This is a genomic window from Caballeronia sp. LZ029 (genome assembly GCF_031451275.1).
In the GTDB taxonomy this organism is placed as follows: Bacteria; Pseudomonadota; Gammaproteobacteria; order Burkholderiales; family Burkholderiaceae; genus Caballeronia; species Caballeronia jiangsuensis.
Genome location: NZ_JARUXO010000003.1, coordinates 856,841 through 878,198 on the forward strand (window position 1 = coordinate 856,841; position 21,358 = coordinate 878,198).

Sequence of the window (21,358 nt, forward strand, 5' to 3'; positions counted from 1 at the left end):
CTTTTTGGCAATGCTAGTCGCAAATATTGAAATTGTCGCGAATTTTTGATGTTCCTAGACTGGCCGGAATCGCAATGAACATTTTTCCGGAGACGTCGTGAAAGAACCCCAGAACATGCGCGAAAACGCGATCGCCATCGCTTGCAAGACGTTTGATTCGGGCGCGTTTTTCGCGGATTTGCAGCGCCGCGTCGCGTTTCGCACCGAGAGTCAGAACGGGCGCAATCCCGCGCTGAACGCCTATTTGACCGATGAAATCAGCGACGCGCTCGCGCGCCTCGGTTTCGCGGCGCAGGTCGTCGAGAACCCCGTCGCGGGCGGGCCGCCGTTTCTGATCGCCGAGCGTCACGAATCCGATCGTCTGCCGACCGTGCTGACCTACGGCCACGGCGATGTCGTGCGCGGTTACGACGAGCAGTGGCGCGCGGGCCTGAAGCCGTGGGAGATCGTCGTCGATGAAGACCGCTGGTACGGCCGCGGCACCGCCGACAACAAAGGCCAGCATTCGGTCAACTTCGCGGCGCTCGCTGCCGTCCTCGAGGCGCGCGAGGGCAAGCTCGGCTACAACGTGAAGGTGATCTTCGAGACCGGCGAGGAGATCGGCTCACCGGGCCTCGATGAAGTCTGCGCCGCGCACAAGGACGCGCTCGCGGCGGATGTGTTCATCGCTTCCGACGGGCCGCGCGTGTCGGCGGAACGTCCGACGCTCTTTCTCGGATCGCGCGGCGGCGTGCCGTTCGAGCTGACCGTCGATCTGCGCGAAGGCGGCCATCACTCGGGCAACTGGGGTGGCGTGCTGCGCAATCCGGCCGTCGTGCTGTCGCACGCAATCGCGAGTCTCGTCGATCGCAACGGACGTATCGCCGTCGAAGGATTGCGTCCGCCGCCGATTTCCGATGCGGTGCGCGAAGCGCTCGCCGATATCGAACTGGGCCGCGACGAAAGCTCGCCCGATATCGATCCGACCTGGGGCGAGCCGGGCCTCACGCCGACCGAACGCGTGATCGGCTGGAACGCGCTCGAAGTGCTCGCGATGAAATCCGGCAACGCCGATGCTCCCGTCAACGCGATTCCGCCGTTCGCGAAAGCGGTGTGCCAGTTGCGCTTCGTCGTCGGCACGGACTGGCAGAACCTGCAAACGCATCTCGAACGCCACTTCGCGGCGCATGGCTTCACGGAAGTCAAAGTCAGCGCGACGCGCGGCACGCCCGCGACGCGTCTCGATCTCGACGATCCCTGGGTGCACTGGGCGCTCGATTCGATGCGCGCGACGACCGGCAAGAAGCCCGCGCTGCTGCCGAACCTCGGCGGCACCGTGCCCAACGACGTCTTCGCGACCACGCTCGGCCTGCCGACGCTGTGGGTGCCGCACTCGTATCCCGCGTGCAATCAGCACGCGCCGAACGAACACGTGCTTGCGCCCGTGATGCGCGAATCGCTCGGGCTGATGGCGGGCCTCTGGTGGGATCTCGGCGAGATGGGCGCGGCGATCGTCGCCGCGCGCAACGCCCGTTGACAAGCCACTTCACATCCACGCGGACATCATGAACAAAAAGCCTCTGAGCCTGACACAGATCGTGCTCGCGACTTCGGTCGGCAATGCGCTCGAATGGTTCGATATCGCGATCTATGCGTTCTTCGCGGTGTATATCGCGAAGAACTTCTTCCCGGCCGCGAACGAGACGGCGTCGATGCTGCTCACGTTCGGCTCGTTCGGCGCGTCCTATCTGGTTCGGCCCATCGGCGGCATGGTGCTCGGCGCGTATGCGGACAAGCGCGGACGCAAGGCGGCGCTGATGATGTCGGTCGGTTTGATGATGATCGGCACGGCGATCATCGCGGTGATTCCGCCTTACGCGTCGATCGGTCTGATCGCGCCTGCGGGCGTGTTCATCGCGCGCCTGATTCAGGGCTTCTCGGCGGGCGGCGAGTTCGGCGCGTCGACGGCGATGCTGATCGAGCACGCACCCGAGCGGCGCGGCCTGCTCGCGAGCTGGCAGTTCGCGACGCAAGGGCTTGCGACCCTGCTCGCATCGATCTTCGGCTTCGCGCTCGCCAAGCTGATGCCCGCCGCCGAACTCGCCGCGTGGGGCTGGCGCATTCCGTTCTTCTTCGGTTTGCTGATCGGGCCGGCGGGCTTGTACCTGCGACGCTATCTGGAAGACGCGACCGATTACACCGAGGCCGAGCACACGGCCACGCCGGTCCGCGATGTCTTCACGCAGCAGAAGTCGTTGCTGCTCGTGTCGATCGGCGCGCTGACGGTATCGACGGCGGTGAACTACTTGTTGCAGTACGTGCCGACGTTCGCGATCCGCGAGTTGCACCTCGATGCATCGACGGGTTTCGCGGCGAGCACCGTCGCGGGTCTGATGCTGACCGTCGTCACGCCGTTCGCGGGGCATCTGTCGGACAGGATCGGCCGCGTGAAGCAGATGTCGACGGCGGCGCTGCTGCTCTTCGTGACGGGCTATCCGGCGTTCGCGTATGTCGTGTCGCACGTGTCGGTGCCGGCGTTGTTCGCGCTTGTCGCGTGGCTGGCGTTGCTCAAGGCGATCTATTTCGGCGCGCTGCCGGCGCTGATGTCGGAGATCTTTCCGGTATCGACGCGCGCGACGGGCATGTCGATCGGCTACAACATCGGCGTGACGGTGTTCGGCGGATTCACGCCCGCGATCATCATCTGGCTGCTGAGCGCGACGGGCAGCAAGGCCGCGCCGAGCTTCTACATGATGTTCACGGCGGTGATCAGTCTCGCGGCGCTGGCGGCGGTGAGCCGCGGAAAAGGGCCGATGAGGACGGCCGGCGCGGCGGCCTGAGCCGCGCATCCATCACTGCTCCAGTGAGCGAAGCAGTCTCGCGAGGTTGGTCGGATCGACATGAATGATCCCGCCTCGCGGACTGTCGATATCGGCGATCAGCGCGAGCGACAGCGCGACCGTCACCGGCAGCACCAGCACGAGCAGGCCCCACCGCAGCCTGCCTTTCGCGCCGTAGCCCTGCACCGCGCAGCCGCACAGTGCGATCACGATCATCAGAACCCACGCGCCGAGCGGAATGCGATTGTTGCGTGCGGCCTCCGAGTAGTCCTGCGAGTTGAGCACGTCGTTCATGCCGGCCACGACGAGCGCGCCGATCGGCGTCGGCATGTCCTTGCCGACCTGCGTCGCCATCTTCCATAGCGCCGACTGAAGTTCCGCCGTGTCGTGATTGACGCGCGCGAGTTCCGCCGGGTCGCGCGTCCGGTATTCGGCCAGCCGCAGGCGCACGTAGCGGGCCAGCGCGGCTTTCATCGGCGCGCTCATGCGGGCATCGGTCAGATCCGCGCGGGCGTATTCGGTGCCGATCGCATTGGCTTCGCCTTCCTCCAGATTCTTGCGCTGGTCGTACCGGTTGACGGCCATCGAAAGGCTGAAGCCGATGAGCAACGCGAGCAGCGTCAGCGTCGACGTCTGCACGACGCCGAAGTCTTCGCGTTCGTCGGTGGGGAGCGGCGCGAGGCGTCGCAGGATGAGCGCGCCGAAGACGACCGCCGCCACGAAAACCAGTATCAGAACCACGAACAGAATGTCCGGGTGATCGACGAATGCCGCCATGCGATCTCTCCTGGAAAGAGTCTCCATCGCTATCGATATTTCAATTGCGGCCGTTCGCGGATCGATTAATTCAATTGCAACCTCCGCGCGATAGCGATGTGAGATTTTGTCTTTCCAATATGCGATGAAAACCGCATTCCGGATGACTTTAGCGCACAGGGCTGTGAGAAAAAATCGACCCATTTCGGCGTTTCCACCTATGTCTCGCGTCCCTCCCGCGATGGTCTACTCATCACACCAGTTGACCACACCCGTGCGCTACGTCTGGAGGAGACATGAACGTTGCAGAAACGCAGTCCGTCGAGCGATCGGCGATCAGAAAAGTGTCGTGGCGGCTCGTGCCGTTCGTCGCGCTGATGTTCTTCATCAACTTTCTCGACCGGACCGCGATCTCGTTCGCCGGCCCGAACGGCTTGACCAAGGATCTCGGTCTCACCGCCGCGCAGTTCGGTTTCGCGGCGGGCGTGTTCTTCATCGGCTATATCGTGCTGGAGATTCCCAGCAATCTCGCGCTGCACAAGTTCGGCGCGCGCCGCTGGCTCGCGCGAATCATGGTGACGTGGGGCATCGTCGCGCTGCTCTTCACCTGGGTCAGCAGCGTGAACGGGCTCTATACGCTGCGCTTCCTGCTGGGCGTCGCCGAAGCGGGTTTCTTTCCCGGCGCGATTCTGTTCCTCAGCATGTGGGTGCCGGCGAAGCATCGCAGCCATATCCTCGCGCTCTTCTATCTCGCGCAGCCGCTCACGATCGTCATCGGCGCGCCGCTCGCCGCGCTGCTGATCGAAGCGCACGGCCTCTTCGGTCTTGCCGGCTGGCGCATCATGTTCTTCGGCGTCGCGATTCCGGCGATTCTCGTCGGCGTGATCGCGTGGTTCTATCTCGCCGACAAACCCGCCGACGCCAGATGGCTCACGACCGCCGAGCGCGACTGGCTCACGACGAGCCTCGACGAGGAAGACCGCGCGAAAGGCGCATCGGCGAGCAAGGGCCACGGCAGCCCCGTCGCCGCGCTGATGAGCGGCCGCGTCTGGCTCTTCGCGCTGATGTACTTCGGCCTGATCTACGGTCTCTACGCACTGGCGTTCTTCCTGCCGACGATCATCGGCGGTTTCGAGGCGCGCTTCGGCACGCACTTCAACGTGTTCCAGAAGGGTTTGATCACCGCGATTCCGTATCTGCCCGCCGCCATCGCGCTGTTCCTCTGGAGCCGCGACGCGACGAAGCGCGGCGTGCGCTCGTGGCATATCGGCGTGCCGGCGCTGATCGGCGCACTGAGCGTGCCGCTCGCGATGCAGATGGGCTCGCCTGCCGCGACCATCGCCGTGATCACCGTGACGGCCTGCGCGATCTTCTCCGCGCTGCCGAACTTCTGGGCGCTGCCGGCGCGCTTCCTGTCGGGTGCGGCTGCTGCTGCGGGCATCGCACTCATCAACACGGTCGGCAATCTCGCGGGCTTCGTCGCGCCGTACATCACCGGCATGGCGAAGGACGCGACGGGCTCGTACCAACTGCCGATGCTGATCGTCGGCGCAATGATGCTGATGTCGGCCGCGCTCGCGTTCGCCATCGGCCGCACGCGAGAGGAACGCGCGCCCGACGCCGTCGCGGCGAACGCACATTGAACACTCACCTCACACTGGAGTCATCGAAATGAAAGAAAAGATCGCGTTGTTCGGAGCAGGCGGAAAGATGGGCGTGCGCCTCTCAAGCAATCTGCTGAAGTCGGACTATCGTGTCGCGCATGTCGAGCCGGGCGCGGCCGGACAGAAGCGGCTGAAGGATGAACTCGGCATCGAATGCGTTTCCGCCGATGCCGCGCTCGACGGCGCGCAAGTCGTGATTCTCGCCGTGCCCGATACGCTGATCGGCAAGCTCTCGCACGAGATCGCGCCGAAGCTGTCGCCGGGAACGATGGTGATGACGCTCGATGCCGCCGCGCCTTTCGCCGGCCATCTTCCGGATCGCAAGGACCTGACGTACTTCGTCGCGCATCCGTGCCATCCGATCATCTTCAACTACGACCTCGACGAGAAATCGCTGCACGATCACTTCGGCGGCGCGCACGCGAAGCAGTCGATCGTCAGCGCGTTGATGCAGGGTCCGGAGGAAGCGTTCGATCTCGGCGAAGCCGTCGCGAAGGTGATCTACGCGCCGATCCTGCGTTCGTATCGCCTGAGCGTCGATCAGATGGCGATCCTGGAGCCGGGTCTCTCGGAAACCATCTGCGCGACGCTGCTCTACGTGATGCGCGAGGCGATGGACGAGACCATCGCGCGCGGCGTGCCCGCACAGGCGGCGCGCGATTTCCTGCTCGGCCACATGAACATACTCGGCGCGGTGATCTTCAACGAAATTCCCGGCGCGTTCTCCGATGCCTGCAACAAGGCGATCGAGTTCGGCAAGCCGCGCCTGATGCGCGACGACTGGAAGAAGGTGTTCGACCGCGAGGAAATCGCGGAGAGCATTCGGCGCATCACCTGAAGCGAGGAACTGACCGTGAGCGAACGCATCCACGCAACTTACTGGCTCGAAACCGGCGTCGATCCGCGCATTGCCGCCGAGACCATCGCGGGCGAGCAGTCGAGCGGCACCTTCATCGCGCTGCCCAACGAGACGCCCGAACTCAAGGCGCGTTCGGGCGCGCGCGTCGAACGACTCGACGTGCTGGACTACAGCGAGACGCCGAGCCTGCCGGGCGGCGCGGCTTCGAAGTGCTACACGCAATGCGTGCTCGAACTTTCGTGGCCGATCGAAAATTTCGGGCCGTCGCTGCCGAATCTGATGTCGACGATCGCGGGCAATCTTTTCGAATTGCGCCAGGTGTCGGGCTTGCGTCTGACCGGCCTGCGCCTGCCCAAGTCGTTCGCGGCGGCGTATCCGGGGCCGGCGTTCGGCATCGAGGGCACGCGCAGGCTGTCGGGCGTGACGCACGGGCCGCTCATCGGCACGATCATCAAGCCGAGCGTCGGGCTCTCGCCGGAGGAGACCGCCGGGCAGGTGAAGGAGCTGGTCGCGGGCGGCATCGACTTCATCAAGGATGACGAACTGCAAGGCGACGGCTCGCATTGCCCGTTCGATGAACGCGTGCGCGCGGTGATGCGCGTCGTGAACGATCACGCCGAGCGCACCGGCAAGAAGGTGATGGTCGCGTTCAACGTGACGGGCGATCTCGATCAGATGAAGCGCCGCCACGATCTCGTGCTCGAACAGGGCGGCACGTGCGTGATGGCGGTGCTCAATTCGATCGGTCTCGTCGGCATGACCGAACTGCGCAAGCACAGTCAGTTGCCGATTCACGCGCATCGCGCGGGCTGGGGCTATCTGACGCGCGCCGAAGCGCTCGGCTGGGACTATGCGCCGTGGCAGATGCTGTGGCGTCTCGCGGGCGCGGATCATCTGCACGTGAACGGCCTGCGCAACAAGTTCAGCGAATCCGACGAAAGCGTGATCGCGGCGGCGCGCGCCGTGCTCTCACCGGTGATGGACGAAGCGCCGTTGACCGCGATGCCCGTCTTCAGCTCGGGACAGACCGGCTTGCAGGCGGCGGACACGTATGCCGCGATCGGCTGCGCGGATCTGATTCACACGGCGGGCGGCGGCATCTTCGGGCATCCGGGCGGCGTGGCGGCGGGCGTCGAGGCGTTGCGCGAGGCGTGGGTCGCGGCGATGGAAGGCGTGCCGCTCGCGCGTCATGCCGAACGCAATCCCGCGTTGAAGCGCGCACTGGAGTTCTGGAAATGAGCACGCAATGGCCCGATGGCCTGCTGCTCGCGTACTACGGCGACGACTTCACCGGTTCCACCGACGCGATGGAAGCGATGACCGCCGCCGGCGTGCCGACGCTCCTGTGCCTGCAAACGCCCACGCCCGAACTGCTCGCACGCTTTCCCGACGTGCGTTGCGTCGGGCTCGCGGGATCGTCGCGCGGGCGCAGTCCGCAGTGGATGGACGACGAGTTGCCGCACGCCTTCGCGAGCCTCGCCGCACTGGGCGCGCCGATCCTGCAATACAAGGTCTGCTCGACCTTCGATTCATCGCCGCACACGGGTTCGATCGGCCGTGCGATCGATATCGGCGTCGGACACATGCGCGGGAAATGGTCGCCGATGATCGTCGGCGCGCCGCGTCTGAAGCGCTATCAGGCGTTCGGCAATCTGTTCGCTTCGGTGGACGGCGAGGGCCATCGGCTCGATCGTCATCCGACGATGTCGCGTCATCCCGTCACGCCGATGAGCGAAGCGGATTTGCGCGTGCATCTGCGCGGGCAGACCGAGCGGCACATCGGCCTGATCGATTTCGTGCAGTTGCGTGCGCCGGATGTTCGCGAACGCCTGAACGCGTTGACGAACGACGATGCGCCCGTCGTCATGATCGACGTGCTCGATGAAGAGACGCTCGCCGCCGCCGGAAAGCTCGTCTGGGAAGGGCGCGGCGAAGGCGTGTTCACGGCGTCGTCGTCGGGATTGCAATATGCGCTCGCGGCGCACTGGCGCGCGAACGGGCTCGTGCCGCAGACGCCGGGCCTGCCGGTTGCATCGCCCGTCGATGTGATCGCGGCCGTCAGCGGAAGCTGTTCGCCGGTGACGGCGGGGCAGATCCGCTGGGCGCGCGACAACGGCTTTCGCGTCGAGCGCCTGGACTTGCGCCGCGCACTGGATGCGCAATCGCGCGAAGCCGAAATCGAACGCGTGGTCGGCGTCGCCATCCGCGCCGTGAGCGATGGCCGAAGCCCGCTCGTCTTCAGCGCCGAAGGCCCCGACGATCCCGCCGTGCTCGCGTTCGACGACATCGCGTCGCAAGCCGGACTGAGCCGCGCGGAAGCGGCGCGCCGCGTGGGCGAAACGCTCGCCGATGTGATGCGCCGGCTGCTCGATCGCGCGCCGTTGCGCCGCGTCGTCGTCGCGGGCGGCGACAGTTCGGGCGAAGTGGCGGGCAAGCTCGGCATCACGGCATTGAGCGTCGCGGCGGGCATGGCGCCGGGCGCGCCGCTGTGCCGCGCGTGGTCCGGCGATGCCGCACGCGACGGCCTCGAAATCGTGCTGAAAGGCGGCCAGATCGGCGGCGCGTCGTTCTTCGGAAACGTGCGGGACGGCGCTTCGTGAGCGGAGGCTTCGTGATAAGGTCGTCGGCGGGATTCATCGAAGACAGGCATTTCCGATGGCTGACATCATTCAGCGGCGCAAGCTGTATCAGGACGTACTCGACCGGTTGATGGCGCGCATCCGCTCGGGCGAGATCGCGCCCGGCGCGCAACTGCCTTCCGAGCGCGAGTTGATGGAAGCGTATGGCGTCGGGCGCCCCGCGATCCGCGAGGCGCTGCAGACGCTCGAGCGCTCCGGCATCGTCGAGATCGCGCATGGCGAGCGGGCGCGCGTGGTCGTGCCGACGGCGCAGAGCCTTATCGCGCAAATCGCGATCGGGACCATGCACCTGCTGCGCACGCAGCCCGACATGCTTGAGCATCTGAAAGCGGCGCGGCTCTTTCTCGAAACGGGCACGGCGCGCATGGCGGCCGAAAAGGCATCGGAAGACGACATCGCGCGGCTCGTCGAGCGCGTCGAGGCGCAGCGCGCGGCGGTCGATGACCGCGATGCGTTTCTCGCCTGCGACATGGCGTTTCATCGCGAGATCGCGCGGATCACGGGCAATCCGATCTATCCGTCGATCGTCGAATCGATCTTCAACTGGGCCGCCGAATACTATCGGCCGATGGTGCGCGCGCCCGGCGCCGAATCGTTGACGCTCGCGGAACACGAACGCATCGTCGAGGCAATCGCCGCGCATGACGGCGACGCCGCCGCCGACGCGATGCACGCGCATCTCTCGCGTGCGAGCGCGCTCTACGGCACGCTCATCAAGTCCTGAGCGCTTCGCCGTCGCGCGTGCGCAGGAACGCGGTCATCTCCTTCAGGCTTTCGTTCATCGCTTCGATCAACCAGCGTTCCAGTTGCGCGACCTCGGCATGTGCGCGCAGATGCGGCGCGACCCACAGCACGAGCTGGCGCGGACCCGGCGCGAAGCCGAACGGCGCGACGAACTTGCCGGACATGAGATCGTTCATCACGAGCAACTGCGGCACGAGCGCCACACCCAGGCCGCACACGGCCGCCTGGATCAGCAGATAGAAGTGATCGTAGGCATCCGCGCCCGCACCGGCGAGCGGCGCTACGTCGGTCGCGCGATACCAGTCGGTCCACGCTTCGGGGCGCGTGCGGGTGGATAGCAGCTTCGCGCGCGCGAGATCGGCGGGGCTTGTCAGGCCGATCGACTGCGCATACTCCGGCGAGCACACCGGCCCGATCCATTCGTCGATGAGCGTGCGTGTGATCGCGTCCCTCGGCGGTTCGATCGTGTTCGCGCGAATCGCGACGCTGATCTTGTCGCGCACGAAATCGATCTGATCGTAGTTCATGTTGAACTTGAGCTCGGTCTGCGGATAGCGCCGATGAAACCCCGCGATCCGCGGAATCAGCCAGTTCATCATGATGGTCGCGGAGCACGACAGCGTGAGCGGCTCCGGCTTCAGTTGCTCGATGCTCGCGTCGATGAGATTGAACGCGGTCGTGAGGCCTTCGGCGAGGCGTCTGCCTTCGGGCGTCGGATCCGACGACTGCGCCGAGCGCACGAGCAGCGTGAGCCCGAGCGTGTCCTCCAGCGCCTTCACCTGCCGGCTGATCGCGCCATGCGTGACGCACAGCTCCTGCGCGGCGAGCGTCATACTGCGCAGGCGCGCCACGGCTTCGAACGCGCGCAGGGCGTTCAGCGAAGGGCGCGGGGTCTGCATGGTCTCCTCCCGGTGTGGTGCCGATTATTTCCCGTTTCGATACGGGCAAGCCGATTGTAGACGGCACGGCGTCTTTGTATCGCACTGTATCCGCACTGAACGCCGACACACGCCGTTTCATAACCGGCTTTCCACGAAACAAGCCAGATACGTCCGCCGGTTTTAATACCTCCAAGCCCGAACGATTCGCAACACAAGGCGGATCGACAAGACGGACTTCCATTACATTCTCTGGAGGTAAATCATGAAAGTCATTCAATCGCTCATCGTCGCTGCCGCTGTCGCGCTTCCGGCTTTCTCGTTTGCGCAGTCGAACCAGCCGGTCACCCGTGCGGAAGTGCGCGCGCAACTCGTCGAATTGCAAAAGGCCGGCTATGACCCGGCGAGCGACCAGACCCAATATCCGCAAAACATCCAGGCCGCCGAGGCGCGCATCGCGGCCGCGAAGGGCCTGAACGCATACGGCGCGCCGGCGAGCGGCAATGTCGACTCGGGCGCGCGTTCGGATACGAGCGTCATCGGTCTCGGTCCGGTTTTCGCGAAGCCGTAAGCGCGCGGATTCAGCCGCTTTCAGGAGCCCGGACGGAGCGCCCGTCCGGGCTCGATGCGTTTGCGCGAATAACGCGTTACGTCTCGAAATTACCGCCTCGCAGGCGATACACTCTCGCTTCAAAATCCCGATTTCGCCGGCATGTGACGTGCTGCGGAATGGCGGACGCGGAAAATGGGTATCATCCCTTTCCGCCCCGACGCGGATTAAGCCGAATGTAACAACGTATCGCAATTTTTCGAGTGCGACGCCATTGATTTTCGAGGCGCATATGCCCACAGACGTAGACATCATCACCGACGAACAGATCGCGTCGATCGCCGATCGCCTGACGCAAGAAGGCCGCAAGGTCACCCCCGTGACCGTCTGGACGGAAGCCGGGGGCGGCTCGGTCGTCGCCATCGCGGCGGGCCTGCAGCGCTGGCGCGAGGCGCATTCCCCGGACATGCCGCAGCAGCAGGCGCCGACCGGCCTCCCCGACGACCTCGCCGAGACGCTCGTGAACGTCGCGCGGCGGCTCTGGACCGTCTCGCGCGACGAAACCGAACGGATGTCCGGTCAGCGCCTGTCCGTCGTGAGCCAGCGGCTTTCGACCGCGCTCGCGGAGCGCGACGAGGCGCTCGCCGAGTTCCAGAAGACCGGCGACGAGGCCGCGAAGAACCGCCAGCAAACAACGGAAATGTTGAGCGCGTTGCGGGCATCGGAAGACTCGGTCGCGCGGTTGCGCCAAGAGTTCGAGGCAGCCACGGAACGTGCGCAGACGGCCGAGTCGCGCGTCGAGGAAGCGCAGCAGCGCGCATCGGCGGAACAGGCGCGACTGGAAGCGCTGAATGCGTCGCTCGACGAAGAGCGGCGCGCGAAAAACGCGCTGAACGAAGACGTCGCGCGCATTGCGCAAGAGCGCGATCAGGCGCGGCAGGACCATACGGAACTGCATGCGTCGATGTCGGGCAAGGACGAAGCGCTCGCGCGTATCGCCGGAGAACTCGATCAGGTGCGTCAGCAGCACGGGAATCTGCACGCATCGCTCGCGGGCAAGGATGAGGAACTCGCGCGTATCGCGCAGGAACGCGACCAGGCGCGTCAGGATCACGCGGAACTGCATGCGCTGATCGCGGGCAAGGACGACGAGCTCGCGCGCATCGCACAAGAGCGCGATCAGGTGCGCGAGCAGCACGAAGCGTTGAGCCTCGCATCGCAGGAAAAATCGGCTGAAGCCGAACGCTGGTCGCAGGATGCGAACGCCGCACATGCGCGCGCGCAGACTGCCGAAGCGCAGGCGAGCGAAGGCCTCGCGCGCGTCGCGGCGCTGGAAGCGGAGTTGAACGAAGCGCGCGGTGCGCTCGCGGCCGAGCGCGAGAACGCGGCTACGCTGAAGACGGAGATTTCGGCGCATCGCGATCACGCGGGGCGTGTCGGCGGCGAGCTGGACGAAGCGCGCAAGCAGATCAGCGCGCTGATGGAGCAGAAGGCCGAGCAGGGCGCAGAACTCGCGCGCGTGTCGAACGACGTCAACGCGTTGCGCGAGCGCGCCGAGACCGCCGAGAAGAACGCGACCGATCTCGCGAAGCGCCTGGTCGAGAAGGAGCAGGGTGAAGAGTCGGAGCTTGCGTCGCTGCAGCGTCAGATTTCGGCGCAGGCGAAGGCGCATTCGAAGGCCTACGACGACCTTCGCGCCAACGCCGAGCAATGGGTCACCTACGCGAAGGACTTGCGCCAGCGTCTCGATGTGGCCAACGAGAAGATTCTTTTCATCGATGCCCGCAGCACCGGCGAAGTCGCGCTGATGCGCAGGCTTGCGGTCGAACTGGAGCGCATGAAGCCGGATCACGAACTCGTGTTGCGCGAGGCGCAGCAGAAGGTGATCGGAGACAAGATGGCGCAGCAGCTCGCGCAAAAGGGCTATCGCTACGATCCGGCCACGGCGGTGATGTCGAAGATCGAAACGTGATCCTCATGTGACGATGGAAACGCGGACCCTCACCGTAACGATCGATCGCGACTGGCGTGAGCTCTACGACGCGATCTGGCGTCCGGAAGTCTTTCCGACGTGGGCGTCGGGACTCGCACAGTCGACGCTCGACGACATGGGCGACCACTGGCGCGCCCGCGGTCCCGAAGGCGACGTGACGATCCGCTTCACCGGTCACAATGCGCTCGGCGTGATGGATCATCGCGTCGGCCTGCCGAACGGTGACGAGGTCTACGTGCCGTTGCGCGTGTATCAGAACGGCGCGGGCGCTGAAGTGGCGCTCACGCTGTTCCGCCAGCCCGGCATGTCCGACGAGCAATTCGCCGCCGATGCCGACTGGGTCCGCCGCGACCTCGCCGCGCTCGCGGCGCGTTACGGCTAGCATCCGATATCGCCGTCAACGAAATGCCGGGAGCGGTAGCCGAGATGAACGAGCGCAAGAAGAAAACCGCGTCGGACTGGGTGAAACGCGCCGAGCCGACCGAAGGCATCGAGCGTATCGAAGCGTGGTTCGGCGGCAAGGCATACGGCCTGCACCGGCACGACACCTATGCGATCGGCCGCACGCTCGCGGGCGTCCAGAGCTTCAACTACCGTCGCACGCTTCGCCATAGCGTGCCAGGCCAGACGATGGTCCTGCATCCCGACGAACTTCATGACGGGCAAGCGGGCACCGGTGAAGGCTTCCGCTATCGCATGCTGTATGTCGAACCCGCGCTGATTCAGGCGATCCTCGGTGGCCGCGCGCTGCCTTTCGTCGAAGGCGGCGTGACGACGGATGTGCGCGTCTGCCGCGCGACGGAAGCGCTGCTCCAGCGCACGGAGGGCGCGCTGCCGCCGCTCGAACCGCTCGAACAGCACGACGCGCTGACCGAACTGGCGCTAGCACTCGCGCAAGCGTCCGGCGGGCAAATGATCGCCGATAGCGGCGACTATGCGAGCGCCGCGCGCGCACAGGAATTTCTCCACGCGAACTGCGACCGCATCATCACTCTGGATGAACTCGAACGCGTGACGGGTCGCGACCGGTTCGCCCTGTCGCGCGATTTCCGCAAGTTTTACGGCACGAGCCCGTATCGCTATCTGACGATGCGCCGGCTCGATCTCGTGCGCCGTCTGATGCTGACCGGCGCATCGCTCGCGGATATCGCGGCCCATGCGGGTTTCGCCGATCAGAGTCACATGACGCGCCAGTTCACGCGCGCGTTCGGCATGCCGCCCGCGCGCTGGCGGGCGATCGCACGCGGCGCGGAGTCGCGCTAAACCGCGCACGATCGTTCAAGACGTGCGCGATGTGCGGGCGTTAGCCTCGGCTGATTCATCGTCCAGGTCAAGGAGCTTCGCCATGACATCCACACCCGTTTCACGCGGTCAGCGTATCGCTATCGATCCGCTCGACAAGGCGCGCAAGATCGAAGGCTTCTGGCAGCAGCGCGTGATCGCCGAAATGAACGACTACCAGTTCAAGGTTGCGCGTCTCGAAGGCGATTTCGTCTGGCATCGTCATGCCGATACCGACGAGACGTTCATCGTCCTCGAAGGCGAATTGCGCATCGACTTTCGCGACGGCGCGATGCATCTGCGTGCGGGCGAAATCGGCATCGTGCCGAAGGGCGTCGAGCACAAACCCTATGCGGCGCGCGAAGTGAAGATCATGCTCATTGAGCCGCGCGGCGTCGTGAATACGGGCGACGAGCGCAACGAGCGCACCGCGCCGAACGATCTCTGGATCTGACGCCGGAAAGCGGCAATGAGCATGCTTGAAAGCGGGTCCCGTCGGGACTAGGCTTGGGCGATGGTCCGTCATTCGCATTCGGACCGTTCACTCGCGCGAGGCCCGTATGACCGCGAACGCTGCGCCATTCGATACCGAATTGACCCGTGTGCTCGGCTGCCGTTATCCGATCGTTTCCGCGGGCATGGGCGGCCCCGCGCGTGCAGAACTCGCGTCGGCGGTGTCGAATGCAGGTGGCTTCGGACTGCTCGGCATGGTGCGCGAATCGCCCGAGACGATCGCGAACGAAGTCGCCGCCGTGCGCGCCGCGACGGATCGGCCATTCGGCGTCAATCTCATTCCGGCGGGCACGAAGCCCGGCCTGCTGGCCGCCGAACTCGACGCATGCCTCGAATTGCGCGTCCCGGCGATGTGTTTCTTCTGGGACGTCTACCCCGATATCGTCGCGCGTGCGAAGGACGGCGGCGCGCTCGTGCTGTATCAGGTCGGCTCGCTCGAAGACGCGTTGCGCGCGGAAAAGGCGGGCGCGGACGTGATCGTGGCGCAAGGCGTCGAGGCCGGCGGGCACGTGCGCGGCTCGACCGGCATCATGACGCTGCTGCCCGAAATCGCCGCGCATATCGGCGTGCCGGTGGTCGCATCGGGCGGCATCGCGACGGGCGCGGGGCTCGTCGCGGCGCTGGCGCTCGGTGCGAGCGGCGTGCATTGCGGCACCGTCTTTCTGCCGACGCACGAATCCTATGCGCACGACTATCACAAGCAACGCGTGATCGATGCGCGCGCGGGCGACACGATCCACACCGACATCTACGCGATCAACTGGCCCGCCGGCTCGCCGGTGCGCGTGCTCGCGAACAGCGTGACGGATGCGGCGCGCGATCATCTCTTCGGCAACGATCCCTATGCGCTGCCGCGCGAGGTCATCGCGCATGACGAATGGGGGGCGGTCGAAAAGTACAGCACGATTTCGCCGCTGCGCTCGACCACGGGCGATATGGAAAAGATGGCGCTCTTCGCGGGGGAATCGTCGGCGCTGGTGAACGAGCGGACATCGGCGGGCGAAGTCATCGAACGTCTGATGCGCGAGGCGAACGAGGCGCTCGACGATCTGCTCGCGCGGCGCGACAAGAGCCTGAACATCGGCGGCGGCGAGTGACGAACGGCCATCGGCCCGACAAGCTATCATGTGCGCATTCCAAAACATGCCGCACGGGCTGGAGAATCATATGGCTGGACCTCAGGAAAGCGTCAGCATGGCGTTGTTCTGCGACTTCGAAAATGTCGCGCTCGGCGTTCGCGATGCGAAGTACGAGAAATTCGATATCCGGCCGGTGCTCGAACGCCTGCTGCTGAAGGGAAGCATCGTCGTCAAGAAGGCCTATTGCGACTGGGATCGCTACAAAGGCTTCAAGTCGGCGATGCACGAGGCCAGCTTCGAAATGATCGAGATTCCGCACGTGCGCCAGTCGGGCAAGAACTCGGCCGACATTCGCCTCGTCGTCGATGCGCTCGATCTCTGCTACACGAAATCGCATGTCGATACCTTCGTCATCATCAGCGGCGACTCCGACTTCTCGCCGCTCGTGTCGAAGCTGCGCGAGAACGCGAAGAAGGTGATCGGCGTGGGCGTGAAGCAATCGACGTCCGACCTGCTCGTCGCGAACTGCGACGAGTTCATCTTCTACGACGACCTCGTGCGCGAGCAGCAACGCGCGATCGCCAAGCGCGAGCAGCGCGAATCGAAGCGCACGCCCGACGAGGAACGGCATCCGAAGCAGGAGACGGAATCGCGCAAGTCGCAGGCAATCGCGATCACCGTCGAGACTTTCGAGGCGCTCGCATCGGAGCGCGGCGAGAGCGGCAAGATCTGGGCGTCGGTGTTGAAGAGCGCGATCAAGCGCCGCAAGCCGGGCTTCAGCGAAACGCAATACGGCTTTCGCGCGTTCGGCAATCTGCTCGATGAAGCGCAGTCGCGCGGTCTGCTCGAAGTCGGCCGCGACGATAAATCCGGCGCGTTCGTGTTTCGCTCCGCGCAGTCCGCTCAGGTCGCGGCTGTGGATGTGAGGCAGGCCGAAGCACAGGCCGCACCGAAAGAACACGAAAGCGCGGGAAACAGCAGGCGACGCGAGAAACGCGGCGCGAGGAAAACCGAGTTCGTGGCCGCGCCGGAGCCCGTCGTGTTCGAGGAAGAAGTATCGACGCCGGTCGTTCCGAAAGAACACGAAGGTTCGGCGAACAGCAGGCGCAGAGAAAGACGAGGTGCACGGAAAGCGGCTCAGGCAGCCGCGCAGGAAGACGCCGTGTTCGTGGAAGAAGCGCCCATGCCGGTCGAACGCGAGATGTTCGAACCGCAGGTTGAACCTGCGCCCGAGCCCGCACCCGCGCCCGCGCCGAAAAAACCCGCTACGCCGCGTCGCGCGCGCAAGACTGCTGCGAAGCAGAGCGATGCCGATGCATCGAACGAAGGCGTCACGACGGTTGCCGAAACGGCGAAGCCGCCGCGCAAATCGTCCTCACGCGGTAGTCGTTCGCGCAAGGCCGTGGTCGAGTAACCCGATATCGCTTCAACCGGTACGCTGCTCCGCCGACACCGACGCGTCTCCTTGCTCACGCGCCGCCGCATGTTCTTCGGCGCGCCAGCGCTTGCGCGAGCGATACATCGTCGCGACCGCGATGCGCGCCATCTTCACCCAGCCCGAGTGGCGCGGGTCCGCGAGCATGCTGAGCGCGCGCGCGTAATCGAGCGTGAGGCCCGGCGTCCAGGCCATCGTGGCGGCGCGCTTTCGCACTTGCGCCGCGACCCATAGCTCGGGCGTCGCCATGATGCGCACGAGCGGCTTCCATCCGCCGCCCTTGCCCCATACGCGCGCCGACGCGCCCTCGATCGCCGCTTCCAGCGCCCGCGCCACGGAACTCGAACAATTGCGATATGTGAGGTTATAGGTCGTGTCGCGCTGATACGTCTGCCAGAAGCGCGCGAGCCTCACCGGATCGTAATTGCGGATGCGCACCTGCTGCGTCGACGGACACCACGCTTTCGACTCGGTCTCGTAGTCGGGCTGAAAGAGGCCGGGCACGTCGTTCTCGCGCGTCGCGCGCAGCGTGCGGGTAAATTCGTTCGGCGAACGGTCGATCTCGACCGCGGGATACAGGCTGATGTACACGCCTTCGGGCGTCTCCAGCGCCGCGTGGCCGGTCGAAATGGTGCCGTTTCTGTCGATGGCGGCGATGTATCGATCGACGATCAACTGCCGCTTCGTCTGCGATTTCGCCGTGCCGACCGGCGTCCACACGTGCACGGTCAGCGCGGCTTCATCGGGCGCGGGCGGGCCGTCCCAGACCGCGCCGGCGAACGAGGGCGCGGCGGACGCCGGTTCTTCCTGCGCATTCGCGCTCGATTCGCCATCGACGGCAGGATTCGCCGCCATGCGCCGCACGCGCGCCGCGAGCAGGATCATGTTCCAGCCGCCGAAGAAGAGGCCGAACGCGACGCAATAGGCGACCGTTCCCGCGTAGTGATCGGGATAAGGCTGATAGAAAAAGATGGCGATGGCGATTTCGAGCACGCCGCCTGCCATCGCGAGGCGCCACTTTCGAAAGCGGACCACGCGCGCGGAGACGATCTGCAAGGCGCCATCGACGAGAAAGAGCGTGCCGAAGATGAGCGACAGCACGAAGTTGCCGTGCTCGCCGCCGAACAGCACGAGCAGCGCCGAGAGGCAGAACGTCGTGCCTTTCACATAACGCAGCTTGCGCTGGCCGCCCATGCCTGTCCATGCGACGGCGAGCGTGGCGAGGCCTTCGAACAGCATCATCAGCGCGAAGGGCACGATGGGAAAGTAGAGCGAACCGTCGAGCGCATCGGTGAAGATGACGCCGCCGAGCGCGATGCTGAGCAGCCCGAGCGTCAGCACCGCGCGCCATCGCGTGCGCAGATAGTCGACGCCGAGCAGAATCATCACGAGCCGAACCATCGATTCCTCCGTCTGATCATTCGATGCCTTGTGCGGGAGATGCGCGGCCACACACTATATAAGGCATTGACGGCGAAAGCGGCAAGAACGGGAAAACCACAGACGAATGCGCGCGGCTGCCGTGCGGGAACACGACAGCCGCGCGGTCACGTCATTTACTGCACCGCATGCTTCGCGGCATCTTCGATGACCGCCGCGACCTGCTGCGGCTTCGATTCGTACACGGAATGGCTCGCGCGCGGAATGACCGTCATGTGACTATGCGCGCGCTCGTAGTACCAGCGTTCGAGCTCCGGATTGATGATCTTGTCGCTGCCGGCCACGATGCCCCAGCTCGGCTTCGACGTCCACGCCGCGGCCGTCAGCGGCGTCGAGAAGACTTGCGCCGCCGTCAGAATCTGCGAGTGCGATTCGAACCGGGCCTGCCTGAGCGGCAGATCCGCGGCGAAGTCTTTCGGGAAGACGGCGGGATTCAGATACGTGTAGCCATCCGCTGTCTTTTCGACGGCGTCCGTCTGCTTCGCGAGAAAGCTGGGCGTCTTTTTGCCGAGCGCGCCTTCATCTTCGCCCACGTTCGGCGCATGCGCCGCGACATAGACGAGCCCCGCGACCTTCGGATGCACGCCCGCTTCCGTGATGACCGATCCGCCATAACTATGGCCGACGAGGATCGCCGGACCGTGCTGCAGGTCGAGCACGCGTTTGGTCGCGGCGATGTCGGCTTCGAGCGATGTCAGCGGTTCCTGCACCATCGTGACGTGATAGCCGTCGCGGGTCAGGATGTCGTAGACCGGCTTCCATCCCGAGCCGTCGACCCACGCGCCGTGAACGAGAACGATGTTTTTGACGGGCGCGTGGGCATCGGCGGCCGGGGTGGCATCCTGAGCCATTGCGCCGGTCGATGCGAACACACCGGCCGACAGCGCCAGCATCGACGCTGCTTGAAAGATTCGCTTCATGAAGGACTCCGCTTGTGCGAATGAGAGATCGTCGATCCGGACGCGCGGATCAGCTACCGAAGAACGGCTGGCAGAAGTCGATCGGCCCGACGCACGTGTTGTTCATCGATACATGTTTCGGCGCGCTCGATGCGCTCGTGCCGGTTTGCACGCCGCCGTAGGCCTGCATTGCGCCGGCATGTTGCGTGGCGACCTTCGCTTCCGCTGCCTGAATGTCCGACGGGTAGTACGGATCGCTCGCGAGCGCCGGGTTATAGCCTGCCTTTTCGACGGCGACGAGATCGGCGCGGACCTGTGCACGCGTGACGGGAGCGTTCGATTGCGCGAATGCGAGAGCGGGTGCGGCGAGCGTGGCGGCAACGAGGGTGAAGCTGACGAGATACTTTTTCATGTTCGACTCCGGGTGGATAATGATGAAGTTAATCTGGTATCCGAAATAAATATTTTTTTCGGTTTCCGTTGATAAGGCCGTTGGTCCGTGTTCATGCCGCGACCTTGACGACACTTTATCGACCGGTGCGCGCCGCGACTACACCTACGAAGGAGCGTGCCTGCAGCCGTTATCGGTGTATCGGCTAAACGTTCGCATGGCGCGCACAGCGGCGCTTCAACCGTGCGACGGTATTAAATGCGACGTCCGGATGAGCCGTCTCATCCGCGCGTGTTAGACGCTTATACGAAGGTGTTATCGCTTCGCCGATATCAAACCTTGATATAGGTTGAATCAACCATCAGGCGATGTCGTCAACCGTATGTACGGCTAGGCGCGTGGTTTCCGTTTGATTAACTTGGAGTCGTCGCGATGCCGGTCATCGATCGGCCGCACAGGCTTCAGTCAAGCAACGGACCTATCATGAATCTCAATCTCCTTTCGCATTCCGCGACGCCCGCGCGAGCGCCATTGATCGAACTGGAAGACCGGTGGCGCAGCCCGGCCGCCGTCCAGCCCGCGCGGCGTATCACGATGGCGCGCTGGCTGCATCATGGCGAATCGCCGCTCGAAGTGTCCAGCGACGGCAGCGGCACGTTTCATTGCGTCAGCCTGAATCTGAAGTGCGCGTCGCTGATCTTTCATCATGCGGGCCGCAAGCTGCTGCACGGGCGCGTGCCCGCGGGCGTCGTGCAGGTCACCGCGCCCGCGACACGTGTAAGCGCGGTGTTCCAGTCGGCGATGGACGTCCTGCATCTCTTCGTGCCGCAGGAAGCGTTGGCGGAGTGCCATGACGATCTCTTTCATCGTCCCCATGCGGGCGATATCGTTCTCGACGATCCGAAGCTGATTCGCGATCCCGCGCTCGAACGGCTCGGCCAGACGCTCGCCGTGTGCAAGACCGAAGGCGCGGCGCTCGGCAGCATGTTCATCGAGAGCATTGGTCTCGCGATCGTGTCGCGGCTCGTCGCGCGTCATTTCGCGGCGCCCGTTGCGCGCGGACGCGAGCCATCGGCGTTGCCGCAATGGCGCATCAATCGCGTATCCGAATTCGTCGATGCGCATCTCGCGGAGAACATCAGCCTCGCGGATATCGCGTCGAGCACGGGTCTCACGCGCATGCACTTCGCCGCGCAGTTCCGCCGCGCGACAGGCATGCGTCCGCACGAGTACCTGCTGCAAAAGCGCATCGAGCGTGCGCAGCAACTGCTGCGCACATCCAGGCACAGCATGCTCGATGTCGCGCTCTGCTGCGGCTTTCGTTCGCAGGCGCATTTCACGACGGTCTTCAAGCGACTTGTCGGCGCCACGCCGAAGCACTGGCAGACGAACACGCTCGACGCCGCGTGAGCGGAGCG

The 21,358-nt window shown here is 64.9% G+C and carries 20 protein-coding genes; 15 read left to right on the forward strand and 5 right to left on the reverse strand.

What is annotated here, in order from left to right:
• The first annotated feature begins 97 nt into the window (after window positions 1-97).
• Both QCE73_RS23300 and QCE73_RS23305 read left to right on the forward strand, forming a co-directional pair.
• A complete protein-coding gene (locus QCE73_RS23300; protein ID WP_309883764.1) occupies window positions 98-1,516 on the forward strand; it encodes a M20 family metallopeptidase in 1,419 nt (472 codons plus the stop codon).
• A 25-nt stretch (window positions 1,517-1,541) separates the two neighbouring features.
• The gene (locus QCE73_RS23305; protein WP_309884188.1) at window positions 1,542-2,819 is read left to right on the forward strand and encodes an MFS transporter; all 1,278 of its coding nucleotides are present in this window, start codon (window positions 1,542-1,544) and stop codon (window positions 2,817-2,819) included.
• A gap of 12 nt (window positions 2,820-2,831) precedes the next feature.
• On the opposite strand, the gene QCE73_RS23310 is transcribed toward QCE73_RS23305, so the two are convergent.
• Window positions 2,832-3,596, reverse strand: coding sequence for a hypothetical protein (locus tag QCE73_RS23310; RefSeq protein WP_309883765.1), 765 nt, complete (start codon window positions 3,594-3,596; stop codon window positions 2,832-2,834).
• 275 nt (window positions 3,597-3,871) lie between these two features.
• Between QCE73_RS23310 and QCE73_RS23315 the strand changes: the two genes are divergently transcribed.
• From QCE73_RS23315 to nanR, 5 genes are read left to right on the forward strand one after another with little or no spacing between them, the layout of a single operon-like run.
• Window positions 3,872-5,218, forward strand: a complete 1,347-nt coding sequence (locus tag QCE73_RS23315) for an MFS transporter (RefSeq protein WP_309883766.1) — start codon at window positions 3,872-3,874, stop codon at window positions 5,216-5,218.
• Window positions 5,219-5,246: 28 nt separating this feature from the next.
• The gene (locus QCE73_RS23320; RefSeq protein WP_035505846.1) at window positions 5,247-6,077 is read left to right on the forward strand and encodes a phosphogluconate dehydrogenase C-terminal domain-containing protein; all 831 of its coding nucleotides are present in this window, start codon (window positions 5,247-5,249) and stop codon (window positions 6,075-6,077) included.
• A gap of 15 nt (window positions 6,078-6,092) precedes the next feature.
• Window positions 6,093-7,337 carry a ribulose-bisphosphate carboxylase large subunit family protein gene (locus tag QCE73_RS23325; protein ID WP_309883767.1) on the forward strand — a complete coding sequence of 415 codons (1,245 nt, stop codon included), beginning with the start codon at window positions 6,093-6,095 and terminating at the stop codon, window positions 7,335-7,337.
• Entirely contained in the window at window positions 7,334-8,698 is a 1,365-nt protein-coding gene (gene oiaK / locus QCE73_RS23330; protein ID WP_309883768.1) for a 3-oxo-isoapionate kinase OiaK, read from the forward strand. Before QCE73_RS23325 ends, oiaK begins: the two co-directional genes overlap by 4 nt.
• Before the next feature lie 55 nt (window positions 8,699-8,753).
• Window positions 8,754-9,461 (forward strand): transcriptional regulator NanR, encoded by a 708-nt coding sequence (nanR, locus tag QCE73_RS23335; RefSeq protein ID WP_309883769.1) that lies wholly within the window; start codon window positions 8,754-8,756, stop codon window positions 9,459-9,461.
• Here the strand turns inward: nanR and QCE73_RS23340 are convergent.
• Window positions 9,451-10,380, reverse strand: coding sequence for a LysR substrate-binding domain-containing protein (locus QCE73_RS23340; RefSeq protein WP_309883770.1), 930 nt, complete (start codon window positions 10,378-10,380; stop codon window positions 9,451-9,453). The genes nanR and QCE73_RS23340 overlap by 11 nt on opposite strands.
• Window positions 10,381-10,624: 244 nt before the next feature.
• Between QCE73_RS23340 and QCE73_RS23345 the strand changes: the two genes are divergently transcribed.
• From QCE73_RS23345 to QCE73_RS23375, 7 genes are all read left to right on the forward strand, one after another.
• On the forward strand, window positions 10,625-10,930 hold the full coding sequence (locus QCE73_RS23345; protein ID WP_309883771.1) for a DUF4148 domain-containing protein: 306 nt from the start codon (window positions 10,625-10,627) through the stop codon (window positions 10,928-10,930).
• 271 nt (window positions 10,931-11,201) lie between these two features.
• Window positions 11,202-12,881 (forward strand): DNA-binding protein, encoded by a 1,680-nt coding sequence (locus QCE73_RS23350; RefSeq protein ID WP_309883773.1) that lies wholly within the window; start codon window positions 11,202-11,204, stop codon window positions 12,879-12,881.
• A gap of 13 nt (window positions 12,882-12,894) precedes the next feature.
• Window positions 12,895-13,284: a polyketide cyclase gene (locus QCE73_RS23355; protein ID WP_309883774.1), complete on the forward strand. Its 390-nt coding sequence runs from the start codon at window positions 12,895-12,897 to the stop codon at window positions 13,282-13,284.
• 44 nt (window positions 13,285-13,328) lie between these two features.
• Window positions 13,329-14,165, forward strand: coding sequence for an AraC family transcriptional regulator (locus QCE73_RS23360; protein ID WP_309883775.1), 837 nt, complete (start codon window positions 13,329-13,331; stop codon window positions 14,163-14,165).
• A gap of 82 nt (window positions 14,166-14,247) precedes the next feature.
• Window positions 14,248-14,637 (forward strand): cupin domain-containing protein, encoded by a 390-nt coding sequence (locus QCE73_RS23365; protein ID WP_309883776.1) that lies wholly within the window; start codon window positions 14,248-14,250, stop codon window positions 14,635-14,637.
• A gap of 106 nt (window positions 14,638-14,743) precedes the next feature.
• Entirely contained in the window at window positions 14,744-15,793 is a 1,050-nt protein-coding gene (locus QCE73_RS23370) for a nitronate monooxygenase (protein WP_309883777.1), read from the forward strand.
• Window positions 15,794-15,863: 70 nt separating this feature from the next.
• Complete coding sequence (locus QCE73_RS23375) at window positions 15,864-17,189, forward strand: NYN domain-containing protein (RefSeq protein WP_309883778.1); 1,326 nt, start codon at window positions 15,864-15,866, stop codon at window positions 17,187-17,189.
• Window positions 17,190-17,201: 12 nt separating this feature from the next.
• Here the strand turns inward: QCE73_RS23375 and QCE73_RS23380 are convergent, their stop codons facing one another.
• The 3 genes from QCE73_RS23380 to QCE73_RS23390 all read right to left on the reverse strand — a co-directional run bounded on the left by QCE73_RS23380 (window position 17,202) and on the right by QCE73_RS23390 (window position 19,961).
• Complete coding sequence (locus QCE73_RS23380) at window positions 17,202-18,611, reverse strand: HdeD family acid-resistance protein (RefSeq protein WP_035504118.1); 1,410 nt, start codon at window positions 18,609-18,611, stop codon at window positions 17,202-17,204.
• Between the two features lie 155 nt (window positions 18,612-18,766).
• Window positions 18,767-19,570 carry an alpha/beta hydrolase gene (locus QCE73_RS23385; RefSeq protein ID WP_309883779.1) on the reverse strand — a complete coding sequence of 268 codons (804 nt, stop codon included), beginning with the start codon at window positions 19,568-19,570 and terminating at the stop codon, window positions 18,767-18,769.
• A 49-nt stretch (window positions 19,571-19,619) separates the two neighbouring features.
• Window positions 19,620-19,961, reverse strand: a complete 342-nt coding sequence (locus tag QCE73_RS23390; RefSeq protein ID WP_309883781.1) for a DUF4148 domain-containing protein — start codon at window positions 19,959-19,961, stop codon at window positions 19,620-19,622.
• Between the two features lie 462 nt (window positions 19,962-20,423).
• Between QCE73_RS23390 and QCE73_RS23395 the strand changes: the two genes are divergently transcribed.
• A complete protein-coding gene (locus tag QCE73_RS23395; RefSeq protein ID WP_309883782.1) occupies window positions 20,424-21,350 on the forward strand; it encodes an AraC family transcriptional regulator in 927 nt (308 codons plus the stop codon).
• Window positions 21,351-21,358 lie beyond the last annotated feature (8 nt).

Coding starts and splice junctions, on each gene's coding strand:
- QCE73_RS23355 (WP_309883774.1), top strand. CDS start 12,895: ATGGAAACGCGGACCCTCACCGTAACGATCGATCGCGACTGGCGTGAG.
- QCE73_RS23320 (WP_035505846.1), top strand. CDS start 5,247: ATGAAAGAAAAGATCGCGTTGTTCGGAGCAGGCGGAAAGATGGGCGTG.
- QCE73_RS23315 (WP_309883766.1), top strand. CDS start 3,872: ATGAACGTTGCAGAAACGCAGTCCGTCGAGCGATCGGCGATCAGAAAA.
- QCE73_RS23310 (WP_309883765.1), bottom strand. CDS start 3,596: ATGGCGGCATTCGTCGATCACCCGGACATTCTGTTCGTGGTTCTGATA.
- QCE73_RS23380 (WP_035504118.1), bottom strand. CDS start 18,611: ATGGTTCGGCTCGTGATGATTCTGCTCGGCGTCGACTATCTGCGCACG.
- QCE73_RS23360 (WP_309883775.1), top strand. CDS start 13,329: ATGAACGAGCGCAAGAAGAAAACCGCGTCGGACTGGGTGAAACGCGCC.
- nanR (WP_309883769.1), top strand. CDS start 8,754: ATGGCTGACATCATTCAGCGGCGCAAGCTGTATCAGGACGTACTCGAC.
- QCE73_RS23385 (WP_309883779.1), bottom strand. CDS start 19,570: ATGAAGCGAATCTTTCAAGCAGCGTCGATGCTGGCGCTGTCGGCCGGT.
- QCE73_RS23390 (WP_309883781.1), bottom strand. CDS start 19,961: ATGAAAAAGTATCTCGTCAGCTTCACCCTCGTTGCCGCCACGCTCGCC.
- QCE73_RS23340 (WP_309883770.1), bottom strand. CDS start 10,380: ATGCAGACCCCGCGCCCTTCGCTGAACGCCCTGCGCGCGTTCGAAGCC.
- QCE73_RS23375 (WP_309883778.1), top strand. CDS start 15,864: ATGGCTGGACCTCAGGAAAGCGTCAGCATGGCGTTGTTCTGCGACTTC.
- QCE73_RS23365 (WP_309883776.1), top strand. CDS start 14,248: ATGACATCCACACCCGTTTCACGCGGTCAGCGTATCGCTATCGATCCG.
- QCE73_RS23350 (WP_309883773.1), top strand. CDS start 11,202: ATGCCCACAGACGTAGACATCATCACCGACGAACAGATCGCGTCGATC.
- QCE73_RS23345 (WP_309883771.1), top strand. CDS start 10,625: ATGAAAGTCATTCAATCGCTCATCGTCGCTGCCGCTGTCGCGCTTCCG.
- QCE73_RS23395 (WP_309883782.1), top strand. CDS start 20,424: ATGAATCTCAATCTCCTTTCGCATTCCGCGACGCCCGCGCGAGCGCCA.
- QCE73_RS23370 (WP_309883777.1), top strand. CDS start 14,744: ATGACCGCGAACGCTGCGCCATTCGATACCGAATTGACCCGTGTGCTC.
- oiaK (WP_309883768.1), top strand. CDS start 7,334: ATGAGCACGCAATGGCCCGATGGCCTGCTGCTCGCGTACTACGGCGAC.